This is a genomic window from Providencia burhodogranariea DSM 19968, assembly GCF_000314855.2.
Taxonomy (GTDB): domain Bacteria; phylum Pseudomonadota; class Gammaproteobacteria; order Enterobacterales; family Enterobacteriaceae; genus Providencia; species Providencia burhodogranariea.
This window is the reverse complement of record NZ_KB233222.1, coordinates 1,526,199-1,550,529: the sequence shown is the minus strand read 5'-3', so window position 1 is coordinate 1,550,529 and position 24,331 is coordinate 1,526,199. Positions and strand designations below refer to the sequence as shown.

Sequence of the window (24,331 nt, the reverse complement as noted above, 5' to 3'; positions counted from 1 at the left end):
GCACTTTAATACGTTTCATATAATAGATTATCTAGCAAATCGTGACATGTCACGCTGCTTACATAATGCCAAAATTCAGCAAAAATCAATTGGCATTATGCATTGCAAATATCATGCTTTTTGTTTTTATTTTATTGAATACATTAAAATTTATTCAATTTTTTGTAGCATAAATACACGGTCTATATAATCAAAATGATCAAATATTAAATTAAATGATAATGTAATTATATGATTATCAATCAATTACTAGTTGTTCGGTTCCTTGAGCTTGTTGCCATAACTTCACGCAATGCTCAGCAAGTGCATAAGCAGGGTCGATGCTTAATGATAATAATGGAGAATCGATAGTTTTAAGTGCCACTGGTATCTCTGTACATCCTAAAATTAACTTTTCAGCACCACGGTCTATTAGCGCTGTTGCCAACTCCTGAAATAACTCACCCCCCAAGACATTTTCTCCACGTTTTACCGCATAGCAGCCGGGTATGAAAAGTTCGTTGAGCTCATGCTCACTGAGAATTATTGCCTCTATTCCCAATTTAGCGAGTCTTTGCTGATACATGCCAGTATCTAAAGTGACTTTTGTGGCAATAATGCCGACTTTCTTTGGCCGAGGCTGCAAACTAGCAATGTATTCTGTCGCGATATCAACGATATGCAATATCGAGGCTTTACTGGCTTGAGCAAGTTGAGGATACCAATAATGAACGGTGTTACATGGGATCGCGATATAGCTGACATTTAATTTATTAAGCTGTTCTATAGCGTGTAGTAATTCCGGCAGAGGGGAATCGCCTGTCCCTGCATACGCCTTTTGCCTATCAGGTATTTGGGGTACATTCCACGTGACTACGGGTAAATGCTCCTGATCCCGCTTAGCAGGCGTTATCTCAATAATTTTTTGTAAGAGATCCAGTGTTGCCAATGGTCCCATTCCACCTAGGACTCCAAATAAAACGGAATTACTCATATTTATTCACCTGTACCAATATCTAAATGCCGGCGTGCTTCAGTGCGGACTCGATGTAATACTCGCTGTTTGATTTCACTATAACCTTCGGTAAGAGCGAGTGTTTCAATGTCCCTTTGACGGCCAAAGGGCAAGCTTATTTCTTCAACGATACGTCCTGGGTGCGCTGACATGATCAGGATGCGATCTGCCAAGAATAATGCTTCTTCAACATCATGAGTGACAAATAAGATTGTTGTTTTGGTTTGTTGCCAAGCTGATAATAGTAACTCTTGCATCATTATGCGTGTTTGCGCATCTAAAGCGCCAAAAGGCTCATCCATCAGCAGAACATCGGGGTTAGGTAACCATGCTCTAGCCATCGCTGCCCGCTGCTTCATTCCACCGGATAATTGCCATGGATAGTGCTCGCCAAATTTTTGTAGTCCGACAAGTTTTAAGAATTTCTGAGTTTCTAACTGTATTGTTTCCTGCTTGATCCCTTGAAGGCGTAGACCAAAAGAGACGTTGTCACTTACCGTTAACCACGGGTATAAATTATCTTGTTGAAATACCATCCCGCGGTCTGGGCCAGGTGCCAAAATAGGGACGTTTTGGCACTGTATATTTCCACTATTGGGTTTTTCAAACCCTGCAATCAAATTTAGAATGGTAGATTTACCACAACCTGAAGGACCGAGTAATACGACGAACTCCCCGTGATCTACCGTCAAAGAGATATCATCCAACACATGTTGCTGCGTTTTTTTAGTCGAAAACGTTAAGCTAACTTGCTTGATTTCAATGCATTTTGTTTTTGTGTTGGTCATTATTCTTTACCTCCCCAAGGAACCATTTTGTTTTGCAAAGCCACTATCATGGCATCAAGCAGATAGCCGATCCCTCCTAACAAAAAAATCCCTAGCATCACAATATCAGTGCGCAAGTATGCGCTAGCATTAATCACCATCCACCCTAAGCCTGAGGTTGCAGCGACCATTTCTGCTGCAATTAAGGATGTCCAGCCAATACCGATTGATAGGCGAACTGTGGTAAATAAGTCAGGTAATGTAGCCGGTAACACCACGTGGAAAAAAATTTGACGACGGCTGGCTCCTAGAGTTTGTGCGACGCGCACTCTATTTCGTCCAATATGTTTCACGGAGGCGTTTGCCCCAACGACAACACTGAGAAATGTAGCAATGAAAATTAAGAAAAATTTGGATGACTCACCAATTCCTAACCACACCACAGCGAGTGGGATCAGGGCTATTTTGGGTAATGGTCGTAAAAATTGAACAAAAGGATTAAGTAGGGCGGCGATAGGCATAGATAAGCCCATAATCAGCCCTAAGGGTACCCCAATAATAATGGCAACGGCAAATGCACTTAACGCTCTAGAAACACTAATGGCAATGTGTTCCCACAATGGCACTTGCTTGTATCCCTCATTGACTAATTCTCCAATGGTAAGTGCGATATCGGATAAAGGAGGTAAAAGCAGTGGATCTATCCACTGATTTACCCCCACGATCAGCCATACCAAGAAAAATAAAGCCACGGCACCTATACTCAAACTAGCGTACTGTACTCTATTCATAAATAATCCGTTACTGTGCTGGCGTCGCAATAGCTTGTTTTAAGTAGTTGACATTAATACCTTTATCGAATGACTCAGGAATATCACGTTTGCGTATTTCACCAATGCTCTCGAGGAAATTAGCTGTTTTATGTACAGCCTGACCAATACCGCTATTATCGGTATCAGAACCATCACCTAGCCATTGAGCAGTCACTTGTTCTTTAAGTGTTGGATATTCTAAACCCGATAATGTATTGGTCGCTGTGCTGACAGGGGCGCCAACATCTTTAGCCACAATCGCCGCGGCTTTTGCTGGATCATTTTTAAACTCATCAACCTTTTCTTGGTGAACTTGTAAGAATTTGCTCAATAATTCAGGGTAAGCTTTGGCAAATTCAGTTCTAACAACATAATTGTTATAGATCAGGTAGCCATCTTCCTGAAGTTGCTTAGTTGCATAAATTGAATGACCTCCTGAAACTTCAAGTTCTTGAGCAAAAGGAGCCCAAACGTAACCGGCATCAATATCGCCTCTTTTCCATGCAGCGACCATTTCTGAAGGGCGTAACGGAATTAATTTCACCTTACTGCGATCAATGTTATTCACCAAAATCGCCGCGTCTAAAGCATATTGTGCGGTAGAATTCGGTGGATAGGCGACCCGCTTACCTTCAATATCTTGCAATGTTTTAATATCTTCTTTGGCTATCAGGCGTTCGGAGGTGGCAATGACTCCGGCGATACCAAAGATTTCAATAGGAAGATTACGTGCGATGCCTGCAACTGCAGGATTTGAACCGAAGTTTGCAATATCAATCGCATCACTCGCAAAATAACCGAGTGCATCAGCACCGGTAGCGAACTGAACCCATTTAACTTTGGTGTTGAGTGCTTTTTCTAATGAGCCATCAACTTTTGCTAAAACTAAAACCTGCGAGCTGCCACCGTAAGCGACTCGAACTTCTTTAGGTACTGCTTCACTTGCGTATGAATTGAATGCGAGCACCATTAAACCAACGACACTCATTGAAGTAGTTGTTAACTTCATATATTTCCCTTAGTTGTATTAGTAATAATTATTAGAATTTAATTTCATTTTTAAACTATATTTTTTTAGTTAAATTTACTAATCACAATGGAGAATAATATATATTCAACTCATATAGATTATAGATGAGCAAAGATGTACTAATGTAAAAAATATTTTTTTTAATACATTTAAATTATTAGATATTCTTTTATTTACTATGCTAATTAATTTAATTTTTCAATGTTTTTCCTGTTTAACCCATTAATTTTAAAGATGTTGTTTGGTTGGTTGTTAGGGTTAATATTGGAATGATTAAATTACAGTCATTTATATTGGTCATATTTAATGAAATTAAATATTTTTTATCTATTCCTGTTTAATCTGGAATAGATTATTTCATTCATTTTTATTCAAGTTAATAATCATCTGCTATTCATAAATTTCAGGCCAATCTATGATGAGCGATTTCATCGTTTTCTATTTCAGATGCGAGTAAATAGTCGTTCACAAGATAGGATGTTGAAGTAGTTATTATGATGATAAATAGTTTGGAAATCATATAAATGAGTATGAACATTGAACCTGTAATATAGTTGAGTTTATTTCAGATTGGTTTTAATTAGACCTTGATCTGAAGGGGATAATCAATCAACAAGGGTTTTGACGGGATAATTTCACACATTAAGCTATAGCTGGATAGAATGATTATTTTTCATTATGTTGATATAAATCACGATGAAAAAAGGCTTCATTCGTCACTGGACTCGGTTGGTCCAAATCAGTTTGAAGCCATATATTTTGAAATATGAAAGGTATAAATCTACATTCTTTCAACCGTCTCGATACCTAGAGTATCCAGACCTATTTTTAATGTTTTCTGTGTTAACAAGGCTAATTTTAGGCGGCTTTGACGCTGTTCTTCATCTTCTGCACTTAAAATAGGGCAGTGCTCGTAGAAGCTAGAGAACAGACCGGCTAAATCGTAAAGGTATGCACACATGACATGTGGTGTTCCATCACGCGCAACCATTAAGATAGTTTCTTCAAATTGCATTAAGCGAGTGGCTAATGCAATTTCACGAGGGTCTTGTAACACAAGAGGTAACGTCAGGTCAGCTTGTGTTACATTGGCTTTTTTGAAGATTGAAGCAACACGTGTATAGGCATACTGCATGTACGGCGCGGTGTTACCTTCGAACGCTAACATGTTATCCCAATCAAAGATGTAGTCTGTTGTACGGCTTTTTGATAAATCTGCATATTTAACAGCGCCGATACCAACGACATTAGCAACATTATTCAATTCATCTTCAGACATCTCAGGATTCTTTGTACGAATAAGTACTTTTGCACGTTCAATCGCTTCATCCAATAAATCTGAAAGACGAACTGTACCGCCTGCACGAGTTTTAAACGGCTTACCATCTTTGCCTAGCATCATGCCAAACATATGGTGTTCAAGTGTCATAGATTCAGGAATATAGCCAGCTTTGCGAACAATGGTCCACGCTTGCATTAAGTGTTGGTGCTGACGTGAATCGATATAGTAAAGTACACGATCAGCGTGCAGGACTTCATGGCGATATTTTGCACAAGCAATATCGGTTGTTGTGTATAAGAAGCCGCCGTCTTTTTTCTGGACGATAACGCCCATCGGTTCACCTTCTTTGTTTTTAAACTCATCTAGGTAAACAACCGTTGCGCCTTCACTTTCAACAGCAAGCCCTTTAGCTTTTAGGTCTGCGACGATACCTGCTAACATACTGTTATACAGGCTTTCACCCATGACATCGTCTTCAGTTAAGGTAACGTTCAGGCGATGGTAGGTTTCCTGATTTTGCTGCATGGTGATATCAACCAGTTTACGCCACATTTTACGGCAGTATTCATCACCAGATTGTAATTTTACGACATAACCACGAGCGCGTTCAGCGAAATCGGCATCTGCATCATAATGTTGTTTTGCTTCACGATAGAATTCTTCGAGGTCAGATAGAGCCATATCACTGGCACTCTCGTTTTGCATTTTTTCAAGATAAGCAATCAACATACCGAATTGCGTACCCCAGTCGCCAACGTGGTTTGCACGAATGACTTTATGACCGATAAATTCTTGAGTACGGGCTGCGGCATCACCAATGATAGTTGAACGTAAATGGCCAACGTGCATTTGTTTAGCAACGTTAGGTGCTGAGTAGTCAATTACGATGGTTTCTGGTTTAACTGGAGATAAACCAAGGCGCTCACTAACTAACGCTTGTTCAACTTGCATGATGATCCAGCTAGGCTCAAGAAAAATATTGATGAAACCGGGACCGGCGATTTCTACTTTACTTGCAATACCTTCAAGCTCTATGTGGCTAACAATGTGCTCGGCCAGTTGTCGGGGATTGATGCCCATTTTTTTAGCAGCGCCCATAACACCGTTGGCTTGATAGTCACCAAACTGAGCTTTTGCTGATTGACGCACAAGAGCATCACTGCCTTCTGGGGCTCCCGCTGCCTGCATTGCAGCACTGATTTTATCTGAAAGAATTGCCTGAATATTCACCGGATTACCTTAAATAACGAACATAGTTACCGCATTGTGCCATCACAAGCGCAGAACTAAAAGAAAGAAGAGAAAAATCGGCAGGTTTTATAACATATTTTGAGGTGGGCGTGCTACAGTCAGGCGGTTTGTTTGTCACATATATCTATCAAACTTTAAGTTGAATGGTATATATGGCCAATATTATGCTACGCCAGCTATCTGAATCAACGAAGCTTCTCTGTTCATCGGGACCTCGTAGCAGTCTGCCACATGTAATTTGAATTGTTTAGTGTTGTTCAAATATGTTGATAACGAGTCGAGAGGCTTTAATTGTACTAAAACGAGTATTTTAAATGATTGAATTTGTTCGTGTACCCGAATTGCAAGATTTGTGGGACTCTTTGCCTGAGTTTGAGCAAAAACTAATACAGATGGCAAAAGAATTATCTATTTCATTATCTGACTTCCCAATTGATCATATCTCAGTGCGTTGTCATCATATTGGTACAGCTGAACGTTGGCGGGAAGGGCTCTCGCAATGTGCGCAGTTACTGTCTGATAACGAAATAAATGGTCGTCCTATTTATATATTTGAACTTAAATTGCCTATCGTTGTGGCTTCGCAAAAGATTTTTGTCATTGAATTACCGTTCCCTAAAGGTAAAACTTACCCACAAGAAACATGGGAACATGTTGAAATGGTGATTAGCGTTCCCCCACAACAGCTCGAAAATACAGCAAGCGCCTTATTACCTAAACAGCTTCCAGATGGTTATAGCCAAAAAATAAGTCAACCTAAAGGGCAGTTAGAACGGTTACCTAATCCAACATTAGCAGTAACTAATGGGATAATTACAGTTAAATACCATCCATTTACACTAAAAGAGATTATTAAAAGTGAAAATTAAGTGATGTGATTAACGTTATTGCTAATAACTCATAAGAAACTGTCTATGGTGTGATATTAATCCGGTAATGATTGATTATTAGTGGCATCATGAATCGAATGTTAACGAATAACATAGTAACCCTACGTTATTTATGGGCGTTAAATTAAATAAGTGAAGCCCAACTTTGGAGGTAGTCATGGCAAAATTGGAAATTTGCTGTTTCGGTATTGAATGCGCACAAGTGGCTCAAGAGTATGGTGCGAATCGCATTGAATTATGTTCAGGTGCAGCAGATGGTGGTCTAACACCGAGTTATGGGTATCTGAAACAAGCAAAAGCAAAACTTCATATTCCAGTTCATCCAATCATCCGTCCGCGTGGTGGTGATTTCTGCTATGACACGAATGAGTTTGAAGTTATCTGTGAAGATTTAATCATGATAAAGGAAATGGGATTTCCAGGTGCAGTAGTCGGAGTGCTTGATAACGAAGGGCGTATTGATATTGCTCGCATGCAGGTATTAATGGAAATTGCACAAGGAATGCATATTACGTTCCATCGTGCATTTGATATGTGTGTCAATCCATTATTAGCACTTGAACAGTTAAAAGAGTTGGGTGTTGCGCGTATTCTTACTTCAGGGCAGCAGCAAAATGCAGAGCTAGGATTGCCGCTTCTAAAAGAATTACATAAAAAAAGCCGTGAAATTGACGGTCCAGTGATTATGGCGGGAGCGGGTGTTCGCCTAACTAACTTAAGTAAATTTATCGAAATAGGGCTGACAGAAGTACACAGCTCGGCAGGTAAAACCGTGCCTTCCAATATGAATTATCGTAAAGCGGGTGTCACTATGGCATCAAACAGTGAACATGATGAATTTACTCATTATTGTGTGGATGGACCGACGGTCGAAGCGATGAAAGACTTTATTTCAATTACCGAGAAAGTGCCAGCTTAGCAGTATACATTACATATCAGCAATATAAGGGTGGCCATTGCCACCCTTACTTTTTATGGTTTGCGAGCGACGAGAATTGCTCGAAGCGGAGCAGGGTAACCTTCTATCGTTTTACTTTGATCATTAGGGTCTAAAAATTCCGCAAGTGACTCCGTTTTCATCCATTCAGTTCGGCGTTGCTCTTCGAGAGTAGTAACAGCTTGGTCAACAATACGAACATCAACAAAACCACATTTTTCAAGCCATACTTTGAGCATTTTAGCCGAGGGAATAAAATAGACATTACGCATCTGAGCGTAACGTTCACCTGGAATTAAGCACTGAAATTCATCACCTTCGATGACAAGGCTTTCTAACACCAACTCGCCTTCGCTAACCAATTGGTTTTTAAGTTGCCATAAGTGATCAAGTGGTGATCTGCGATGATATAATACGCCCATGGAAAAGACGGTATCAAAGGCATTGAGAGCTGGAAGCTGCTCTATACCTAAAGGCAGTAAGTGAGCGCGTTGGTCATCACCTAATAGTTTTCTGACTGCTTCAAATTGGCAAAGAAACAGTTGTGTGGGGTCAATGCCGACAACAAATGAGGCTTTTTCACCAAGCATTCGCCACATGTGGTAACCACTGCCGCAGCCGACATCAAGAACAAGCCGACCTTTTAAAGGTGAAATATGCGGTAAAACGCGATCCCATTTCCAATCCGAGCGCCACTCAGTATCGATATTGACACCATAAAGTGAAAATGGACCTTTGCGCCAAGGTTTAAGTTGTTCGAGGATATTATTAAGGCGACGAGTTTCACCGGACGAAAGTTCTGGATCACGTGACGCTGTCACACTATTTTTTAAATCTAAATACGTGGGCGTCATGCTAGGTAAATTATCCAGCATTTTTCCCCATGATTTAAAACCACCGTGCAATTCGTTACTCTTCCATTCACTGATTTGAGCAGGCAAAGTATCGAGCCAATGGCTTAAAGGGCCAGTCGCTATTTGCTGATAAAAACGACCAAAATCGATCATGACAGAGCCTCTTTAAATGCCAATAACGAACCAAAATTAAAACATTGGAACCATACTTCACAATGCGTGAAACCCGCTAGTTTTAAACGCGATTTATGGGTTTCAACTGAGTCAGTCAACATCACGTTTTCTAACATACTTCGTTTTTGACTGATTTCTAGTTCGCTATAACCATTAGCTCGCTTAAAATCATGGTGCATATTGAATAATAACTCACCAATTTCGTTATCTTCAAAATTAAACTTTTCAGATAATACAAGAATGCCACCGGGCTTAAGACCTTGAAATATTTTATTTAATAACAGTTGACGATCATCGGGGTTAAGAAATTGTAAGGTAAAATTAAGCACTACCATGGAGGCATTCTCGATATTGATATCGCGAATATCGCCTTCAATGACCTCGACAGGGGTATCTGCTTTATAAGCTTCAAGATGACGGCGACAACGCTCTACCATAGCAGATGAGTTATCAACAGCAATGATTTGGCAATTTTCGGCAGAGATATTACGGCGAACAGAGAGCGTCGCAGCGCCTAATGAGCAGCCAAGGTCATAAACATGACTATTTTCAGTCACAAAGCGACCCGCTAACATCCCAATCATAGCAATAATATTCGAATAACCCGGCACCGAGCGCTGGATCATATCGGGAAAGACTTCAGCAACTTTTTCATCAAACTGCCAATCACCTAAATTAGCAATTGGGGCGCAAAAAAGGCTATCTTTGTTTTTGGATTCCTGACTTGACATAAGATCTGTATTTGTAAAACAAAAAGTAGTTGCGGATTGTAGCAGAAAAGGCGCGTAACCTGAAAATCAATCAATCAAAAGCCTAATAAAAGTTTTACGACACTCAAAAAGTGCCGCATTGATGATAAAAATTAAAGATTGAAGGAGAAAATTTGAATCCATGGCAGGTAATAAATATTAGCGAGGATCATCAATATCATTGAGGCATAAGTAGCAGCCATGCCTGAGCGCCGGTATGACGAGTCATGATTTTTTAGGCCATAAGCATGTAATCCACGCCCAGCAATAAGAATCAATCCACAAAGATGAATCATCCAAACTTGAGCGCCGTTCATTTCCATAAATAGTAATAAAATTATACCGATAGGTATGTATTCTATCGCATTACCATGAACACGAATGGCTGTTTGTAGTTCGTAAAAACCACCGTCACCTTGAGATATGCGGTATTGATATCTGAGCTTAACAACATTAAAAGACAGCCTAAGTAGTAGTAAAGCACCTAGTACAACGTACAGAGAGCTAACCATTTATTCACTCCATTGCTTAACCAAATTGACTAAGTAAATGATTAAAATTATGTTTAATATCAATATGCTTATTATTTTTCAAGCCCGATGACGTATGTTTTGAATAGAATTACTGTGCCACAGTGTTACCTATTCTGTGCTCATCAGGAAAACCCTTCTTATGAGCTAGGGATACCTTGAATTATATACATTAGGTATTAATAACGCTTAACAATAGTAAAACCTTTTAATGGTTAGGATTCAAATTAAAAATTAAAAAAATTTGAAGCTATACTATATTTGTTTAATTAATTAAGTCATCACGTTGTAGTTGCAGCATAATAATTGCCGCAGTAGCAGAACAACGAGATAAATCACTACTGTCTAACCACGCGAGTTCTGCGATTTCAGCCGCAGGTTTTGGATCATCATCGAAGCAAGCAAAATAGCAGCGAATACGAACTTGTGTTCCATCTTGTTTACCATCGGCAGATCCGATAAATTCACTATAAAAACGGATTGAGTCGGTATGCAATGTTAAGGTTAATTCTTCATCAATTTCGCGACATAAAGCTTGCTCATCAGTCTCATTTATCTCACGTTTGCCACCCGGAATATAAAAGAGCTCTTTATTGTGAGAGCGAACCATAGCAACTTTGCGTTCTGAAAACGTAATTAAACCTAATTTATCAATAATTTTAGCGCTCATATACTGCCTTACCTTGTGATGTTTACTTTAGATTTTAGCGTATAAATATAACGTTAGGTAGATAAATACTATTATTCAAGAAAAATGAAAACAATAAACATTACACTCCGAAAGAGAGTAATTATTGACGTAAGGGATAGCGTACAGTTTTTAATCTAATCACATTAATGATTGATGGTTGATTTGCAATTTTGATCCGATTTGTATGCTTGCTATACAGTCAGTGATAATCAGATGAAATAAACCCTTGCTGTAATATGTACATACGCAGCAGAGTCACTTAAAATCATTCTTAATCATAAATTCTGATTCTATCATTGCGCAGTACTCGTTATGTTTGTTTTGGCTATCTTTTAATCGGTGAAAATATGATTAAAAACAAAAATATTAGGCTTAGCCACCTAATACGTAACTGTTTGTGCAACAGAATTTCCTATATAATGTCTGCCTTTTTGACATTCTGAATGTTCAGCAAAATGCCAAATTCCCGCAGCAAACAAAGCACAACAAGCTGAGTAAAAAGGATATTGTATGCGTACTAACTATTGTGGGCAGTTAAACATTGCTCATGAAGGCCAACAGGTCACTCTTTGTGGATGGGTAAACCGCCGTCGTGATTTAGGTGGATTGATTTTTATCGATATGCGTGACCGTGAAGGGATCGTACAAGTTTTTTTCGATCCTGAGCGTAAAGATCTCTTTGAAAAAGCCTCAGAACTGCGTAATGAATTCTGTATTCAAATTACAGGAACGGTGCGTGCTCGCCCAGAGAACCAAAAAAATAAAGATATGGCGACGGGTGAAATTGAACTTTTTGCTGAAAGCCTTGATGTCTTTAATAAATCAGAACCATTACCACTTGATAGTAATCAAACGAACACAGAAGAGCGTCGCTTAAAATATCGTTATCTTGACTTGCGTCGCCCAGAAATGTCAGATCGTCTGCGCACCCGTGCAAAAATTACCAGTTTTGTGCGCAACTTTATGGATAGCGAAGGTTTTGTTGATGTTGAAACTCCAATGTTAACTAAAGCAACGCCAGAAGGCGCACGTGACTATTTAGTTCCAAGCCGCGTTCATAAAGGTAAGTTTTATGCATTACCTCAATCACCACAGCTCTTTAAACAGCTGCTGATGATGTCGGGTTTTGATCGTTATTACCAAATCGTCAAATGTTTCCGCGATGAAGACTTACGTGCTGATCGCCAACCTGAATTCACCCAAATTGACGTTGAAACTTCATTCATGAGCGCAGAACAAGTGCGTGAAATTATGGAGCGCATGATCCGCGAATTATGGCTGGACGTTAAAGGGGTTGATTTAGGTGATTTCCCCATCATGACATTCGCTGAAGCAATGCGTCGTTACGGTTCAGATAAACCTGACTTACGTAACCCAATGGAGCTGGTGGATGTTGCGGACATCGTGAAAGATGTTGAGTTCGCGGTGTTTGCGGGACCTGCGAATGATCCGAAAGGGCGAGTTGCTGCATTAAAAGTACCAGGTGGTTCTGCAATGACGCGTAAGCAAATTGATGAGTATGGTCAATTTGTAGGCATTTATGGTGCGAAAGGCCTAGCGTGGATGAAAGTCAATGAATCTGCAAAAGGTTTAGAAGGTATTCAAAGCCCAGTAGCTAAGTTCTTAAATGAAGAAATAATTAGTCAGCTCTTGGAAAGAACAGGTGCAGCAGATGGCGATATTATTCTGTTTGGTGCCGGTGCTAAAAATATCGTCACGGATTCAATGGGCGCATTACGTCTTAAAGTAGGTCGTGACTTCGAACTGACAAACTTAAATAGCTGGCAGCCATTGTGGGTTATTGACTTCCCAATGTTTGAAGAAAATGGTGAAGGTGGCTTGAGTGCGATGCACCACCCATTTACCTCACCGCGTGACTTCTCACCTGAAGATTTAGCAAGTAAACCTGAAGACGCAGTAGCTAATGCATATGACATGGTCATCAATGGCTATGAGGTTGGTGGTGGTTCAGTGCGTATTCACCGTAGCGAAATGCAACAAACAGTGTTTAGTATTCTAGGCATTAATGAAGAAGAACAACGCGAAAAATTTGGCTTCTTACTTGATGCATTAAAATACGGCACGCCTCCGCATGCAGGATTAGCTTTCGGTCTTGACCGTTTGGTTATGCTGTTAACTGGAACGGATAACATTCGTGATGTTATTGCATTCCCGAAAACAACAGCAGCAGCCTGTTTGATGACAAATGCGCCAAGTTATGCGAATCAAGATTCGTTAACAGAGCTAGCGATAGCCGTTGTCGCAAAAGATGAACAAGCGTAATTAATTAGAAATGAGTAGCTTTAAGCATCCTGAATCAGTTTTAGTCATCATTGTCGCTGAAAACAGCGGTAACGTACTTATGCTGCGGCGTAAGGATGACCCAGACTTTTGGCAATCTGTGACAGGAAGCCTAGAACTTAATGAAAGTGCGTTTGAAACTGCAATGCGCGAAGTCCAAGAAGAAACTGGCTTCACAGTGCACAAAAGGCAATTACATGATTTGTCACGCGAAGTGATCTTTGAAATTTTTGCTCATTTTAGGCACCGTTATGCGCCAGATGTCACGCATTGTAAAGAACATTGGTTTAAAATGGTGCTAAGCCAAGAATTGGTACCAACTTTGACTGAACACTCTGAGTTTTGTTGGGTTGCGCCAGATAAGGCTGCGACCCTGACAAAATCTTGGAGTAACAGTCAGGCTATTTTAGAATTTGCTGTTTAATTATTTTATTGACGTTTTTGGAGATATTTCATGGCAGGTCATAGTAAATGGGCCAACACTAAACACCGCAAAGCGGCACAAGATGCCAAACGCGGTAAGATTTTTACTAAAATTATCCGTGAGCTAGTCACAGCTGCGCGTTTAGGTGGCGGTGATACTGCTACTAACCCGCGTTTACGTGCCGCTGTGGATAAAGCATTATCGAACAACATGACCCGTGACACCTTAAATCGTGCTATTGCACGTGGTGTGGGTAATGATGATAACGATAATATGGAAACTATCATTTATGAAGGTTACGGCCCAGGCGGCACAGCTGTTATGGTTGAGTGCTTGAGTGATAACCGTAATCGTACTGTTTCTGAGGTTCGCCACGCTTTCACTAAAACAGGCGGTAACTTAGGCACTGATGGTTCAGTTTCTTATCTGTTTACCAAACGTGGTGTGATTACCTATGCTCCCGGTGTTGATGAAGATGCGCTGATGGAAGCGGCTTTGGAAGCAGGTGCCGATGATGTTGAAACTTATGATGACGGTGCAATTGACGTCTACACAACACTAGAGACATTTGGTGAAGTGAAAGATGCGTTAGATGCCGCTGGCTTCACCAGTGAAGTCGCAGAAGTTTCTATGATCCCATCGACAAAAGCCGAGTTAGATGTTGAAACCGCACCTAAATTACTGCGCCTCATTGATATGTTAGAAGATTCTGACGACGTTCAAGAAGTCTATCATAATGGTGATATTTCTGACGAAGTTGCTGAGCAGCTTTAATGAAATAAAACTCGCGTAGAGAAAGCGGGCTGGTATCAGCCTGTTTTCTCTAACGCCTTCAATACCTCACATCTTAATTTTTACTACCAGTCTTGTCATTTTTCGTCATAGTTAATCATCATCAAGTTAAAGCTTGAAGGTTTACTGTGGGTATTGTGGCGCTTAATAGATACAGATAAGATGACGTTAAAAGTAATAAAGGATAAAAATAGGCTGTGATATGGCGATTATTTTAGGTATAGACCCCGGTTCTAGAGTGACGGGTTACGGTGTTATTCGCCAACAGGGTAGGCAACTATTATATCTGGGGAGTGGTTGTATTCGCACACAGGTTGATGATTTACCAAGCCGCCTGAAGCGCATTTATGCGGGAGTCTCGGAAATTATCACTCAATATCAACCGGATGTTTTAGCTATTGAACAGGTATTCATGGCAAAAAACCCCGACTCTGCACTTAAACTTGGTCAAGCGCGTGGTGTTGCAATAGTTGCAGGTGCGAATCAAAATATCCCTGTATTTGAATATGCCGCTAGACAAGTTAAACAGACAGTAGTGGGGACTGGCGCAGCAGAAAAAAGTCAAGTACAACATATGGTCAAATCTATTCTAAAGCTTTCTGCTAATCCTCAATCGGACGCTGCGGATGCTTTAGCAATAGCTATAACCCATTGCCATTTTAACCAAAACCTATTGCGAGTTGGTGATCCTCGATTAATGTTAGCTCGTGGTCGATTAAGATAGTTGCTGGATATGCATCCAGCCTTTTTTGTGGTATAAACAGCGGTATTAAGAAAATAAATTGAGGGTTTCATAGTGATTGGTCGTTTACGTGGCATTGTATTAGAAAAACAACCTCCGATAGTTTTGTTAGAGCTGCATGGTGTTGGTTATGAAGTTCATATGCCTATGACTTGTTTTTATGAATTACCTGAAATTGGTCAAGAAGCTATCGTTTTCACTCATTTTGTGGTGCGTGAAGATGCTCAATTATTGTATGGCTTTAATGATAAACAAGAGCGTGCATTGTTTAAAGAGCTAATTAAAGTTAATGGTGTTGGCCCTAAATTGGCATTAGCAATATTGTCCGGTATGTCTGCTCAACAATTTGTTTCTGCTATCGAAAAAGAAGCTATTGCCTCACTAGTTAAATTACCGGGTATTGGTAAAAAAACAGCTGAGCGTTTAGTCGTCGAAATGAAAGATCGCTTTAAAGGTTTAAATGGTGACTTATTTAATCAAAATAGCGATATCACACTACCAGATGTAAATAGCAAAGTACCAAGTAGTGCTGATATTGAAGCTGAAGCAGCAACTGCGCTTGTGTCATTAGGATATAAGTTACAAGAGGCTAGCCGTATGGTTAGTAAAGTCGCTAAGCCGGGTAGTGATTGTGAGACATTAATCCGTGATGCCTTACGTGCCGCACTCTGATTGAGAGAATATAACGATGATTGAAGCTGATCGCTTAATTTCTGCCGAAGTAATTCATGATGAAGAAGAAGCGATTGATCGCGCGATCCGTCCGAAATTACTCAATGAATATATTGGGCAACCGCAAGTCAAAGAGCAGATGGAAATCTTTATTCGAGCGGCCAAATTACGTGGTGAAGCCCTTGATCATCTGTTAATTTTTGGTCCTCCAGGCTTAGGTAAAACAACACTTGCTGGTGTTGTTGCGAATGAAATGGGTGTTAGTTTGCGCACGACTTCAGGACCTGTGCTTGAAAAAGCAGGTGATTTAGCTGCTATGCTTACAAACCTAGAGCCTCATGATGTGCTATTTATTGATGAGATACACCGCTTATCACCTGTTGTTGAAGAGATCCTTTATCCAGCAATGGAAGATTACCAACTCGATATTATGATTGGTGAAGGACCAGCGGCACGCTCAATCAAAATTGATTTGCCTCCTTTTACTTTGATTGGAGCTACAACTCGAGCAGGCTCGTTAACTTCGCCTTTAAGAGATCGTTTTGGTATTGTGCAACGTCTTGAGTTTTATCAAGTTGAAGATCTTCAATATATAGTGAAACGTAGCGCCAAGTACATGGGGCTGGAAATTAGTGAAGAAGGTGCCCTCCAAGTTGCTATGCGCTCACGAGGTACGCCTAGGATCACTAACCGCTTATTACGTCGTGTGCGTGACTTTGCTCAGGTTAAAGGCAATGGTTCAATAGATGAACTAATTGCCAATCAAGCTCTCGATATGTTGAATGTCGATGCAGCAGGCTTTGATTACCTAGACCGTAAATTACTAGTTGCGATTATTGACAAATTTATGGGGGGGCCTGTCGGTGTTGATAACCTTGCCGCAGCAATTGGTGAAGAGCGAGAAACAATCGAAGATGTTTTAGAACCTTATCTGATTCAACAAGGTTTTATTCAACGCACTCCTCGCGGTCGAATGGCTACAGCACGAGCCTATTTACATTTTGGTTTAACACCAAAAGAAATTTAATCTGTATTCGAATTTTTTACGCTGACAAGTTGCTTAATAGTAAAGATAAGAATTTATTTAATTGATACGTGGATAAGAAGACGAGTGTTTTAATTTTAATTGAATGTGAACCGCCCTAAACAGCATAGGGCGGCTAGATAATGTTTGATAAAGGCTAGTTTTTTGCTTTCATAAATAAGCTAAAAACAAATAGCACTGAAGCCGTTAATACAACAGAAGGACCTGCTGGGGTGTCGTAAAACGCAGAGAACGTTAATCCACCTGTCACAGATAACATACCAATCAATATAGCAATGAATGCCATTTGCTCTGGTGTTCTAGAGAAACGACGAGCAGTTGCGGCAGGAATAATCAGTAGAGAAGTAATGATTAAAGCTCCAACAAATTTCATTGCTATGCCAATAGTTAATGCCGTTACTAACATCAGTAATAAGCGTAATCGTTGAATATTGATGCCGTCTACAAAGGCTAACTCTTGGTTAACCGTCATCGAAAGCAGTGCTCGCCAGCGCCAAATCAATAAACCACAGACAACAGTGACACCAATTAAAATAGTGATGATATCTTCGTAAGACACAGAAAGTAAATCACCAAAAAGATATGCCATCAAATCAACGCGTACATTAGCCATTAAACTGACTACAACTAAACCTAGCGATAGCGAACTATGAGCCATGATGCCTAATAAGGTATCAACAGCTAGCTGAGGTCTCCGCTCTAACCAAACTAAAATTATCGCTAACAGTAAAGTTACTGTGATTACGGCATAGAAGGGATTGATATTGAGCAGTAAACCGAATGCAACGCCTAATAAAGAAGCATGTGCGAGAGTATCACCAAAATAGGACATTCGACGCCAAACAACAAATGACCCGAGTGGGCCAGCCGCAATAGCCAATAATGTACCTGCTATCCAACCAGGTAACAGCAACTCAATCATGTTGACATTCCTTGCTATGTGTATGAGTTGTCACAACGTTACCTTCTAAATCGTGTTGGTGATTGTGGTGATGGCGATAAACACCCAATTGTGATGCTCCACGGTATCCAAACATCGCCACAAATTCAGGGTGATTTGAGACCACATCAGGTGTTCCTGAACAGCAAATATGACCATTTATGCACAGCACTTTATCTGTTTTAGCCATTACCAAATGAAGGTCATGAGAGACCATTAATACGGCACAGCCAAGTTCAGTACGTAATTGATTAATTAAGTCATAAAGAGCAACTTGTCCGGTAATATCAACGCCTTGTGCAGGTTCATCGAGTACTAGCAGGTCTGGTTTGTTGAGTAAGGCTCGCGCAAGTAATACTCGCTGTGTTTCCCCCCCAGACAATTTTTGCATAGGCTGCCCAAGTAAGTGAGTTGCCTTAACTCGCTCAAGAGCTGGCAATAATAGTTCAGAGCGCACACCCGGCTTTAGCATTAAAAAACGTTTAACCGTTAATGGTAGCGTGGTATCTAAATGCAATTTTTGTGGTACATAACCAATGGAAAGTGAAGGAGCCCGTTCAACAGTCCCAGAAGTAGGTGTTAAAAGACCTAGCACTACACGAACTATAGTAGATTTGCCGGCACCATTGGGGCCTAAAAGGGTGACAATATCACCTTTATTTAGGTCAAAAGTGACGTCTTTAAGTACAAGTTTCTCACCAAAAGAAACAGAGATTTTATTTAAATTCAGTAATGGTTGCATGTGAAAAACATCTTGCAGAATTCATGTTGTGTTATATTATAACATTTCAAAGTTAAAATCACGGAAAAAGACCTCAATGATACATAAATCTAAATTCAATGCTCAGAAATTTATTTTCGGTGTAGTGGCAGCATCAGTAATCAGCTCAAGCATGATATCGGTAGCACGTGCTGATGTTGTGACATCCATCCGCCCATTAGCTTTTATTGCAGCGGGTATAGCAGATGGGGTGACAGATACCCAAGTTTTATTACCTGATGGTTCATCTCCTCATGATTATGCACTTAAACCTTCCGATTTGAAAAAAATTAAACAGGCAGATCTATTTGTTTGGGTTGGGCCTAACATGGAAATGTTTTTAGATAAGCCTCTCAGGGCGTTACCGCAGGATAAACGACTAGCACTAGCGGAGCAGCCAAATATTAAACAGCTATTGATGACCGGCGAAGAAGAAGATGAACACGGACATGATCATGCTGATGAAGCTAATCATGACGCGGATCACGATCATCATCATCATGGTGAGTATAATATGCATATCTGGTTGTCACCAGAGATAGCAAAAAAAGCCGCGTTAGACATTCACGATCGTTTAGTAGTGCTTTATCCTGACCAGAAAGAAAAGCTGGACGTAAACCTACGTAAATTCAATGAAAAAATGACGCAAAATGATAAGAATATTGTTAATATTTTGGCACCAGTCAAAAACAAGGGCTATTTTGTTTTTCACGATGCTTACGGCTACTTTGAAAAACACTATCAGTTGGCTCCATTGGGGCATTTTACGATAAACCCAGAAATACAGCCTGGTGCGCAGAAATTACATCAAATACGAACTCAATTGGTTCAGCATAAAGCAGAATGTGTTTTTGCTGAGCCACAATTCAGGCCGACCGTTATAGAGAGCGTAGCAAAGAATACGGGAGTCAAAATGGGTACTCTCGATCCACTTGGTAGTGGGCTGGAAATAGGACCAGATAGCTATATGCAGTTTTTAACACAACTGTCGAATCAATATGCGAGCTGCCTGAATTAAAACATGAAGGAATTGTTTAGTGCAGCAAATGGTCAAGGGGCTTGCACAGGTTTACGGTAGCCTGTCTAAGTCCCATAAAATAATGTTAGGTACATTAACAGCAGCAACGCTGGTCGTCGCAATTTGGCGCCCAGCTCATTTACCCACAACAACTAGCTCGGATACCGAAAACTCTGTCGATACAGTCATTCCTCTTACATTTGCACCTGTAGCTGATGCAACAGATGACATTATTCAAGATAGCAGTGACCAATTGTCCGATGAGGGTGTCGCAGATAGCGATAGCGATAGTCCCGAAGGTGAGGCAGATGGCTCTCCTATCCCACATGAATATGTAGTTGCTAGTGGTGATAACCTTTCGAGCATCTTAACGCAATTTGGCATCGAATCTGGTGATGTTGCGACTCTCGCTAATCAACACAAAACCTTACGTAACTTAAAAATTGGTCAAACGTTGAATTGGAGCCTCACAGAACAAGGTGAGCTAGAGTCATTAACGTGGGAAGTATCTCGTCGCGAAACTCGTATTTATACCCGAGTTGGTGATACCAATAAATTTCAAGAAACAAAAGATATCCGTACGGGAGAATGGCAAAACACTGTCTTTCCTGGGGTAATCAACGGCAGCTTTGCACAAAGCGCATCTCAAGCAGGTTTAACTCGTAACGAAGGGCGTGAAGTCATCAAAGCCTTACAATGGCAAATTGATTTCCGTAGATTGAAAAAAGGCGACAAATTTACAGTATTAATGAGCCGTGAAATGCTCAATGGTCGAAGTGAGCAAAGCCAGTTAGTCGGTGTACGTTTACAAAGTAATGGTAAGAACTATTATGCATTTCGTGCAGAAGATGGTCGTTACTATGATAGCGAAGGTAATGGTTTAGAACGCGGTTTCTTACGTTTCCCGACAGCGAAGCAATTCAGAGTTTCATCGCAATTTAACCCACGTAGAGTCAATCCTGTTACAGGCCGAGTAGCACCACATAAGGGTGTTGATTTTGCAATGCCAGTTGGTACTCCAGTACTTGCGGTTGGTGATGGTGAAGTTATTGTCTCTAAATATAGTGGTGCAGCGGGTAACTTTATTGCAATCCGTCATGGGCGCCAATATACCACGCGTTATATGCATCTGCGCCAACTGTTAGTTAAGCCAGGTCAAAAAGTAAAAAGAGGTGATCGTATTGCGCTGTCAGGTAATACTGGGCGTTCAACAGGTCCACACCTTCACTTTGAAATGTGGATTAACCAACAAGCAGTTAACCCACTTACAGCCAAATTACCTAGCTCTGGTGGTTTAACGGGTAAAGAGCGTAAAGAATATCTCGCGATGGTTAAAGAAACCAAATCACAGCTGAAAATTAATTAACCATTTCATTACTGGCAGGTGATAGCACCTGCCAGCTTTCTTGGTAAAGCTTCCACTTATTATTATTTTAAGCTATAAAAGGGCGCGAATTGTTCTTTTAGGTACACTATGAATAAAGATACCGATAGTAAATTAGGCTATGTGCCAACCTTTCATAAATCCTATTTACACCCTAAGTATTGGGGTGTTTGGATTGGTGCGGGTGTATTTGCAGCATTAGCATATATTCCTATTAAAATCAGAGACCCAATACTTGCAAAAGTAGGCAAATGGGTTGGAATACTAGCTAAAAGTGCTCGTCGCCGCGCAAAGATAAATCTATTGTATTGTTTTCCTGATTTAACAGAACAAGGAAGAGAACAATTAATAGATAAAATGTTTGAAACGGCGCCACAATCATTCGTGATGCTTGCTGAGCTATGTCTCCGTGGAGCAGATAAAACTTTAGCACGAACTCACTGGCACAATGAAGAAGTTATTGAACGCTTAAAACAGCAGGGCAGTAACGTTATTTTTATGGTTCCTCACGGTTGGGCTGTTGATGCTCCGGCAATGTTACTTGCAGCAAGAGGAATAAAAATGGCAGCAATGTTTCATCACCAAAAAAACCCAGTTGCAGATTTTTTATGGAATAAAGCACGCTATCATTTTGGTGGACGTTTACATTCTCGAGATGCGGGTATCAAACCATTTATTGCATCAGTGAGACAAGGTTATTGGGGATTTTATTTACCAGACCAAGATCATGGTGAAGAACACAGCGAGTTTGTTGATTTTTTTGGCACATATAAAGCAACTCTTCCGGCTGTTGGGCGTTTAATGAAAGTCTGTAAAGCTAAAATAGTTCCTTTATTCCCTGTATACGACCATCATACACACCAATTGCATATTTATATTCGTGAACCTATGGATGATATCGATGGTAAAGATGATGAATATATTGCGCGAAGAATGAATGAAGAACTTGAATACCTTGTTGAGCCAAATCCTGAGCAATACACTTGGATACTTAAGTTATTGAAAACAAGAAAAGCTGGTGAGATAGAGCCCTATCAGCGTAAAGATTTATAGTGTAAGTGATTGTTCATAAGAAATTTCAATGAAATGCATCTCAATACTATGTGAGGTGCATTTTTTGCATTAAATGATATTTAAATCATACCATCCCATACGCATTCTGTTTTATTTTGAGATGTGATTCCAATCACCTTGGATATTTATTAACATAAGTTAACTTGAAATTGAGGTCTAAGATGGCATTTGACAGAATGGATTGGCACTATGGCGGTGATTATCCAGAACAATTACCTAATGTAAATGGCGGCACTCATATTGGTTTTTATCTTACTTGGCTTATTCATACTGGCTTAATTGGTGAGTTTCATCTTGAGGAATCAATTGATGAGCTAGCTGCGGTTTGTGAACGTAAAATGAATGGACGTGAATTTTTAATAACTATGTGTGATGAAAAATTTACTAACGAAGATGTGAATGAAGAAGGTTCGAAATTTACAGAGTTCTATTTTCAAGCAGAAGACGGTGGTTTTTTTGATGATTATGAGCGAGTGTTAGCTCAAGGTCTGCCATCAGTCTATCATGTTGAAAATACATGGGAAAACTATGACAAGATAGCGCTTGTTATCGATGAAGTCTATAACAACTGGAAAAATGACCGGGCATGTTGATATCGCTTTTAGCGATGGTTGAATAATAGCTTCAATACAACAGTAAAGGAGCGATTATCGCTCCTTTACTTTACATATCTGAGTTATGCAGTTTAATTATTCAACTTGTAAGATACGACAAGTATTGGTGCTACCAATCGTACCCATTAAATCACCTTGAGTCACAAGGACAAGGTCTCCTGTAATCAAGTAGCCATTATCACGTAGACGAATAACTGCTTCATTGGCTGCCGCAATACCATCTGTATGTGTGCTACAGAAAACAGGGGTAACACCACGATAAAGAGACGCTTGATTCAATGTTTTTTCATGACGTGACATTGCGAAAATAGGCAAGCCTGAGCTGATACGGGACATCATACGTGCAGTACGACCAGACTCAGTCATCGCAATAATTGCTTTAACGCCTTTGAGATGGTTGGCTGCATACATAGTTGACATTGCAATAGCATCTTCAGGGTTCTCAAACTCTGCGTCTAAACGGTGCTTAGAAACATTAAGACCCGGCATTTTTTCTGCGCCTAAGCATACTTGAGCCATTGCAGCCACAGTTTCGGCTGGGTATTGACCAGCTGCTGTTTCCGCTGAAAGCATCACCGCATCAGTACCATCGAGTACTGCGTTTGCCACATCCATAACTTCTGCTCGTGTTGGCATTGGATTCGTGATCATCGATTCCATCATTTGTGTTGCGGTGATCACGACACGGTTCAGCTGGCGAGAGCGGCGGATTAATTTTTTCTGTACCGCGACTAATTCTGGGTCACCAATTTCAACACCTAAATCACCACGAGCAACCATAACAACATCAGATGCAAGAATAACCTCATCCATGACTTCATCAGTTGCAACAGCTTCTGCTCGTTCTACCTTGGCAACAATTTGGCATTCACAGCCTGCATCACGTGCTAAACGACGTGCATAATCCAAATCTTCACCTGAACGAGGGAAGGATACAGCCAAATAATCAACATTAATCTTAGCCGCTGTAATAATATCTTGTTTATCTTTATCTGTGAGCGCTTCAGCTGATAGGCCGCCACCAAGTTTATTGATGCCTTTGTTATTTGATAGTTGGCCGCCAACTGTAACCTCGGTGAAAACTTGTAATCCTTGAACTTCACGAACTTTCAACTGTACACGACCATCGTCGAGTAACAATATGTCGCCAGGCACGACGTCAGCAGGTAAACCTTTGTAGTCAATGCCAACTTTCTGTTGGTCACCTTCGCCTTTGCCAAGTGTGGCATCAAGCGTAAATTTATCACCAACATTTAAGAATACTTTCCCATCTTTGAATGTAGAGACGCGGATTTTAGGCCCTTGTAAATCGCCGAGGATCGCAACATGGCGACCTAAACGAGCAGCGATTTCACGCACTTTGTTAGCGCGAAGAATATGGTCTTCTGGAGTTCCGTGAGAAAAATTGAGGCGTACAACATTGGCGCCGGCGTTGATAATCTTTTCAAGGTTATTATCACGATCGGTAGCTGGACCTAGGGTAGTAACAATTTTAGTTCTTCTAAGCCGTCTAGTCATGTATTACTCCGTTGACCTATAGTGGTGATGTTGGTGTCGATTAATGAGTTACCCGTCATACTTCAAACTACAGCTGTGTTAGCTAC

24 protein-coding genes are annotated in these 24,331 nt (G+C 40.4%); 12 read left to right on the top strand and 12 right to left on the bottom strand.

What is annotated here, in order from left to right; translation table 11 throughout:
* Positions 1-238 precede the first annotated feature (238 nt).
* The 5 genes from cuyB to argS all read right to left on the bottom strand — a co-directional run bounded on the left by cuyB (position 239) and on the right by argS (position 6,115).
* A complete protein-coding gene (gene cuyB, locus OOA_RS06550) occupies positions 239-973 on the bottom strand; it encodes a cysteate racemase (RefSeq protein ID WP_008911354.1) in 735 nt (244 codons plus the stop codon).
* Positions 974-975: 2 nt separating this feature from the next.
* Positions 976-1,782 (bottom strand): ABC transporter ATP-binding protein, encoded by an 807-nt coding sequence (locus OOA_RS06545; protein ID WP_008911353.1) that lies wholly within the window; start codon positions 1,780-1,782, stop codon positions 976-978.
* On the bottom strand, positions 1,782-2,552 hold the full coding sequence (locus OOA_RS06540; protein WP_008911352.1) for an ABC transporter permease: 771 nt from the start codon (positions 2,550-2,552) through the stop codon (positions 1,782-1,784). The genes OOA_RS06545 and OOA_RS06540 overlap by 1 nt, the downstream gene beginning before the upstream one ends.
* Before the next feature lie 10 nt (positions 2,553-2,562).
* Positions 2,563-3,561, bottom strand: coding sequence for a taurine ABC transporter substrate-binding protein (locus OOA_RS06535; RefSeq protein WP_419177166.1), 999 nt, complete (start codon positions 3,559-3,561; stop codon positions 2,563-2,565).
* 823 nt (positions 3,562-4,384) lie between these two features.
* Positions 4,385-6,115, bottom strand: coding sequence for an arginine--tRNA ligase (argS, locus tag OOA_RS06530; RefSeq protein WP_008911350.1), 1,731 nt, complete (start codon positions 6,113-6,115; stop codon positions 4,385-4,387).
* A gap of 335 nt (positions 6,116-6,450) precedes the next feature.
* Here argS and OOA_RS06525 point away from each other — a divergent pair, with 335 nt between their 5' ends.
* Together OOA_RS06525 and cutC are read left to right on the top strand one after the other, a co-directional pair.
* Positions 6,451-7,005, top strand: a complete 555-nt coding sequence (locus OOA_RS06525; protein ID WP_008911349.1) for a VOC family protein — start codon at positions 6,451-6,453, stop codon at positions 7,003-7,005.
* Positions 7,006-7,183: 178 nt separating this feature from the next.
* A complete protein-coding gene (gene cutC / locus OOA_RS06520; RefSeq protein WP_008911348.1) occupies positions 7,184-7,945 on the top strand; it encodes a copper homeostasis protein CutC in 762 nt (253 codons plus the stop codon).
* A gap of 53 nt (positions 7,946-7,998) precedes the next feature.
* On the opposite strand, the gene cmoB is transcribed toward cutC, so the two are convergent.
* The 4 genes from cmoB to OOA_RS06500 all read right to left on the bottom strand — a co-directional run bounded on the left by cmoB (position 7,999) and on the right by OOA_RS06500 (position 10,940).
* Positions 7,999-8,970, bottom strand: coding sequence for a tRNA 5-methoxyuridine(34)/uridine 5-oxyacetic acid(34) synthase CmoB (gene cmoB, locus OOA_RS06515; protein ID WP_008911347.1), 972 nt, complete (start codon positions 8,968-8,970; stop codon positions 7,999-8,001).
* Positions 8,967-9,722 (bottom strand): carboxy-S-adenosyl-L-methionine synthase CmoA, encoded by a 756-nt coding sequence (cmoA, locus tag OOA_RS06510; RefSeq protein ID WP_008911346.1) that lies wholly within the window; start codon positions 9,720-9,722, stop codon positions 8,967-8,969. Before cmoA ends, cmoB begins: the two co-directional genes overlap by 4 nt.
* 131 nt (positions 9,723-9,853) lie before the next feature.
* Positions 9,854-10,252: an MAPEG family protein gene (locus OOA_RS06505; protein ID WP_008911345.1), complete on the bottom strand. Its 399-nt coding sequence runs from the start codon at positions 10,250-10,252 to the stop codon at positions 9,854-9,856.
* A 283-nt stretch (positions 10,253-10,535) separates the two neighbouring features.
* Positions 10,536-10,940, bottom strand: coding sequence for an NUDIX hydrolase (locus OOA_RS06500; protein WP_008911344.1), 405 nt, complete (start codon positions 10,938-10,940; stop codon positions 10,536-10,538).
* Positions 10,941-11,471: 531 nt separating this feature from the next.
* Here OOA_RS06500 and aspS point away from each other — a divergent pair.
* The 6 genes from aspS (at position 11,472) to ruvB (ending at position 16,919) form a co-directional block, all read left to right on the top strand.
* Positions 11,472-13,244 (top strand): aspartate--tRNA ligase, encoded by a 1,773-nt coding sequence (gene aspS, locus OOA_RS06495; RefSeq protein ID WP_008911343.1) that lies wholly within the window; start codon positions 11,472-11,474, stop codon positions 13,242-13,244.
* A 10-nt stretch (positions 13,245-13,254) separates the two neighbouring features.
* Complete coding sequence (gene nudB / locus OOA_RS06490; RefSeq protein WP_008911342.1) at positions 13,255-13,686, top strand: dihydroneopterin triphosphate diphosphatase; 432 nt, start codon at positions 13,255-13,257, stop codon at positions 13,684-13,686.
* A gap of 30 nt (positions 13,687-13,716) precedes the next feature.
* Positions 13,717-14,460, top strand: a complete 744-nt coding sequence (locus OOA_RS06485; RefSeq protein WP_008911341.1) for a YebC/PmpR family DNA-binding transcriptional regulator — start codon at positions 13,717-13,719, stop codon at positions 14,458-14,460.
* Positions 14,461-14,680: 220 nt separating this feature from the next.
* Complete coding sequence (gene ruvC / locus OOA_RS06480) at positions 14,681-15,202, top strand: crossover junction endodeoxyribonuclease RuvC (RefSeq protein WP_008911340.1); 522 nt, start codon at positions 14,681-14,683, stop codon at positions 15,200-15,202.
* A gap of 72 nt (positions 15,203-15,274) precedes the next feature.
* Positions 15,275-15,892, top strand: a complete 618-nt coding sequence (gene ruvA, locus OOA_RS06475) for a Holliday junction branch migration protein RuvA (protein WP_008911339.1) — start codon at positions 15,275-15,277, stop codon at positions 15,890-15,892.
* Positions 15,893-15,908: 16 nt separating this feature from the next.
* Entirely contained in the window at positions 15,909-16,919 is a 1,011-nt protein-coding gene (gene ruvB, locus OOA_RS06470; protein WP_008911338.1) for a Holliday junction branch migration DNA helicase RuvB, read from the top strand.
* 154 nt (positions 16,920-17,073) lie between these two features.
* Here ruvB and znuB read toward each other — a convergent pair whose 3' ends face one another.
* Both znuB and znuC read right to left on the bottom strand, forming a co-directional pair.
* Positions 17,074-17,859, bottom strand: a complete 786-nt coding sequence (znuB, locus tag OOA_RS06465) for a zinc ABC transporter permease subunit ZnuB (protein WP_008911337.1) — start codon at positions 17,857-17,859, stop codon at positions 17,074-17,076.
* Positions 17,852-18,619 carry a zinc ABC transporter ATP-binding protein ZnuC gene (znuC, locus tag OOA_RS06460; protein WP_008911336.1) on the bottom strand — a complete coding sequence of 256 codons (768 nt, stop codon included), beginning with the start codon at positions 18,617-18,619 and terminating at the stop codon, positions 17,852-17,854. The genes znuB and znuC overlap by 8 nt, the downstream gene beginning before the upstream one ends.
* A 76-nt stretch (positions 18,620-18,695) precedes the next feature.
* Between znuC and znuA the strand changes: the two genes are divergently transcribed.
* The 4 genes from znuA to OOA_RS06440 all read left to right on the top strand — a co-directional run bounded on the left by znuA (position 18,696) and on the right by OOA_RS06440 (position 22,706).
* On the top strand, positions 18,696-19,655 hold the full coding sequence (znuA, locus tag OOA_RS06455; protein ID WP_008911335.1) for a zinc ABC transporter substrate-binding protein ZnuA: 960 nt from the start codon (positions 18,696-18,698) through the stop codon (positions 19,653-19,655).
* A 19-nt stretch (positions 19,656-19,674) separates the two neighbouring features.
* Complete coding sequence (gene mepM, locus OOA_RS06450; RefSeq protein WP_008911334.1) at positions 19,675-21,021, top strand: murein DD-endopeptidase MepM; 1,347 nt, start codon at positions 19,675-19,677, stop codon at positions 21,019-21,021.
* A 108-nt stretch (positions 21,022-21,129) separates the two neighbouring features.
* Positions 21,130-22,092, top strand: a complete 963-nt coding sequence (lpxM, locus tag OOA_RS06445; protein WP_008911333.1) for a lauroyl-Kdo(2)-lipid IV(A) myristoyltransferase — start codon at positions 21,130-21,132, stop codon at positions 22,090-22,092.
* A gap of 182 nt (positions 22,093-22,274) precedes the next feature.
* On the top strand, positions 22,275-22,706 hold the full coding sequence (locus OOA_RS06440) for a DUF7832 domain-containing protein (RefSeq protein WP_008911332.1): 432 nt from the start codon (positions 22,275-22,277) through the stop codon (positions 22,704-22,706).
* 96 nt (positions 22,707-22,802) lie between these two features.
* Here OOA_RS06440 and pyk read toward each other — a convergent pair whose 3' ends face one another.
* Positions 22,803-24,245, bottom strand: coding sequence for a pyruvate kinase (gene pyk / locus OOA_RS06435; RefSeq protein WP_008911331.1), 1,443 nt, complete (start codon positions 24,243-24,245; stop codon positions 22,803-22,805).
* Positions 24,246-24,331: the final 86 nt, after the last annotated feature.

Excerpts from the sequence above, each read along its gene's own strand:
- OOA_RS06505 (WP_008911345.1), bottom strand. The coding sequence starts at position 10,252 with ATGGTTAGCTCTCTGTACGTTGTACTAGGTGCTTTACTACTACTTAGG.
- lpxM (WP_008911333.1), top strand. The coding sequence starts at position 21,130 with ATGAATAAAGATACCGATAGTAAATTAGGCTATGTGCCAACCTTTCAT.
- ruvC (WP_008911340.1), top strand. The coding sequence starts at position 14,681 with ATGGCGATTATTTTAGGTATAGACCCCGGTTCTAGAGTGACGGGTTAC.
- pyk (WP_008911331.1), bottom strand. The coding sequence starts at position 24,245 with ATGACTAGACGGCTTAGAAGAACTAAAATTGTTACTACCCTAGGTCCA.
- cutC (WP_008911348.1), top strand. The coding sequence starts at position 7,184 with ATGGCAAAATTGGAAATTTGCTGTTTCGGTATTGAATGCGCACAAGTG.
- znuC (WP_008911336.1), bottom strand. The coding sequence starts at position 18,619 with ATGCAACCATTACTGAATTTAAATAAAATCTCTGTTTCTTTTGGTGAG.
- ruvB (WP_008911338.1), top strand. The coding sequence starts at position 15,909 with ATGATTGAAGCTGATCGCTTAATTTCTGCCGAAGTAATTCATGATGAA.
- OOA_RS06535 (WP_419177166.1), bottom strand. The coding sequence starts at position 3,561 with ATGAGTGTCGTTGGTTTAATGGTGCTCGCATTCAATTCATACGCAAGT.
- znuA (WP_008911335.1), top strand. The coding sequence starts at position 18,696 with ATGATACATAAATCTAAATTCAATGCTCAGAAATTTATTTTCGGTGTA.
- znuB (WP_008911337.1), bottom strand. The coding sequence starts at position 17,859 with ATGATTGAGTTGCTGTTACCTGGTTGGATAGCAGGTACATTATTGGCT.
- cmoA (WP_008911346.1), bottom strand. The coding sequence starts at position 9,722 with ATGTCAAGTCAGGAATCCAAAAACAAAGATAGCCTTTTTTGCGCCCCA.
- OOA_RS06485 (WP_008911341.1), top strand. The coding sequence starts at position 13,717 with ATGGCAGGTCATAGTAAATGGGCCAACACTAAACACCGCAAAGCGGCA.
- nudB (WP_008911342.1), top strand. The coding sequence starts at position 13,255 with ATGAGTAGCTTTAAGCATCCTGAATCAGTTTTAGTCATCATTGTCGCT.
- OOA_RS06540 (WP_008911352.1), bottom strand. The coding sequence starts at position 2,552 with ATGAATAGAGTACAGTACGCTAGTTTGAGTATAGGTGCCGTGGCTTTA.
- OOA_RS06525 (WP_008911349.1), top strand. The coding sequence starts at position 6,451 with ATGATTGAATTTGTTCGTGTACCCGAATTGCAAGATTTGTGGGACTCT.
- OOA_RS06545 (WP_008911353.1), bottom strand. The coding sequence starts at position 1,782 with ATGACCAACACAAAAACAAAATGCATTGAAATCAAGCAAGTTAGCTTA.
- aspS (WP_008911343.1), top strand. The coding sequence starts at position 11,472 with ATGCGTACTAACTATTGTGGGCAGTTAAACATTGCTCATGAAGGCCAA.
- OOA_RS06440 (WP_008911332.1), top strand. The coding sequence starts at position 22,275 with ATGGCATTTGACAGAATGGATTGGCACTATGGCGGTGATTATCCAGAA.
- cmoB (WP_008911347.1), bottom strand. The coding sequence starts at position 8,970 with ATGATCGATTTTGGTCGTTTTTATCAGCAAATAGCGACTGGCCCTTTA.
- cuyB (WP_008911354.1), bottom strand. The coding sequence starts at position 973 with ATGAGTAATTCCGTTTTATTTGGAGTCCTAGGTGGAATGGGACCATTG.
- OOA_RS06500 (WP_008911344.1), bottom strand. The coding sequence starts at position 10,940 with ATGAGCGCTAAAATTATTGATAAATTAGGTTTAATTACGTTTTCAGAA.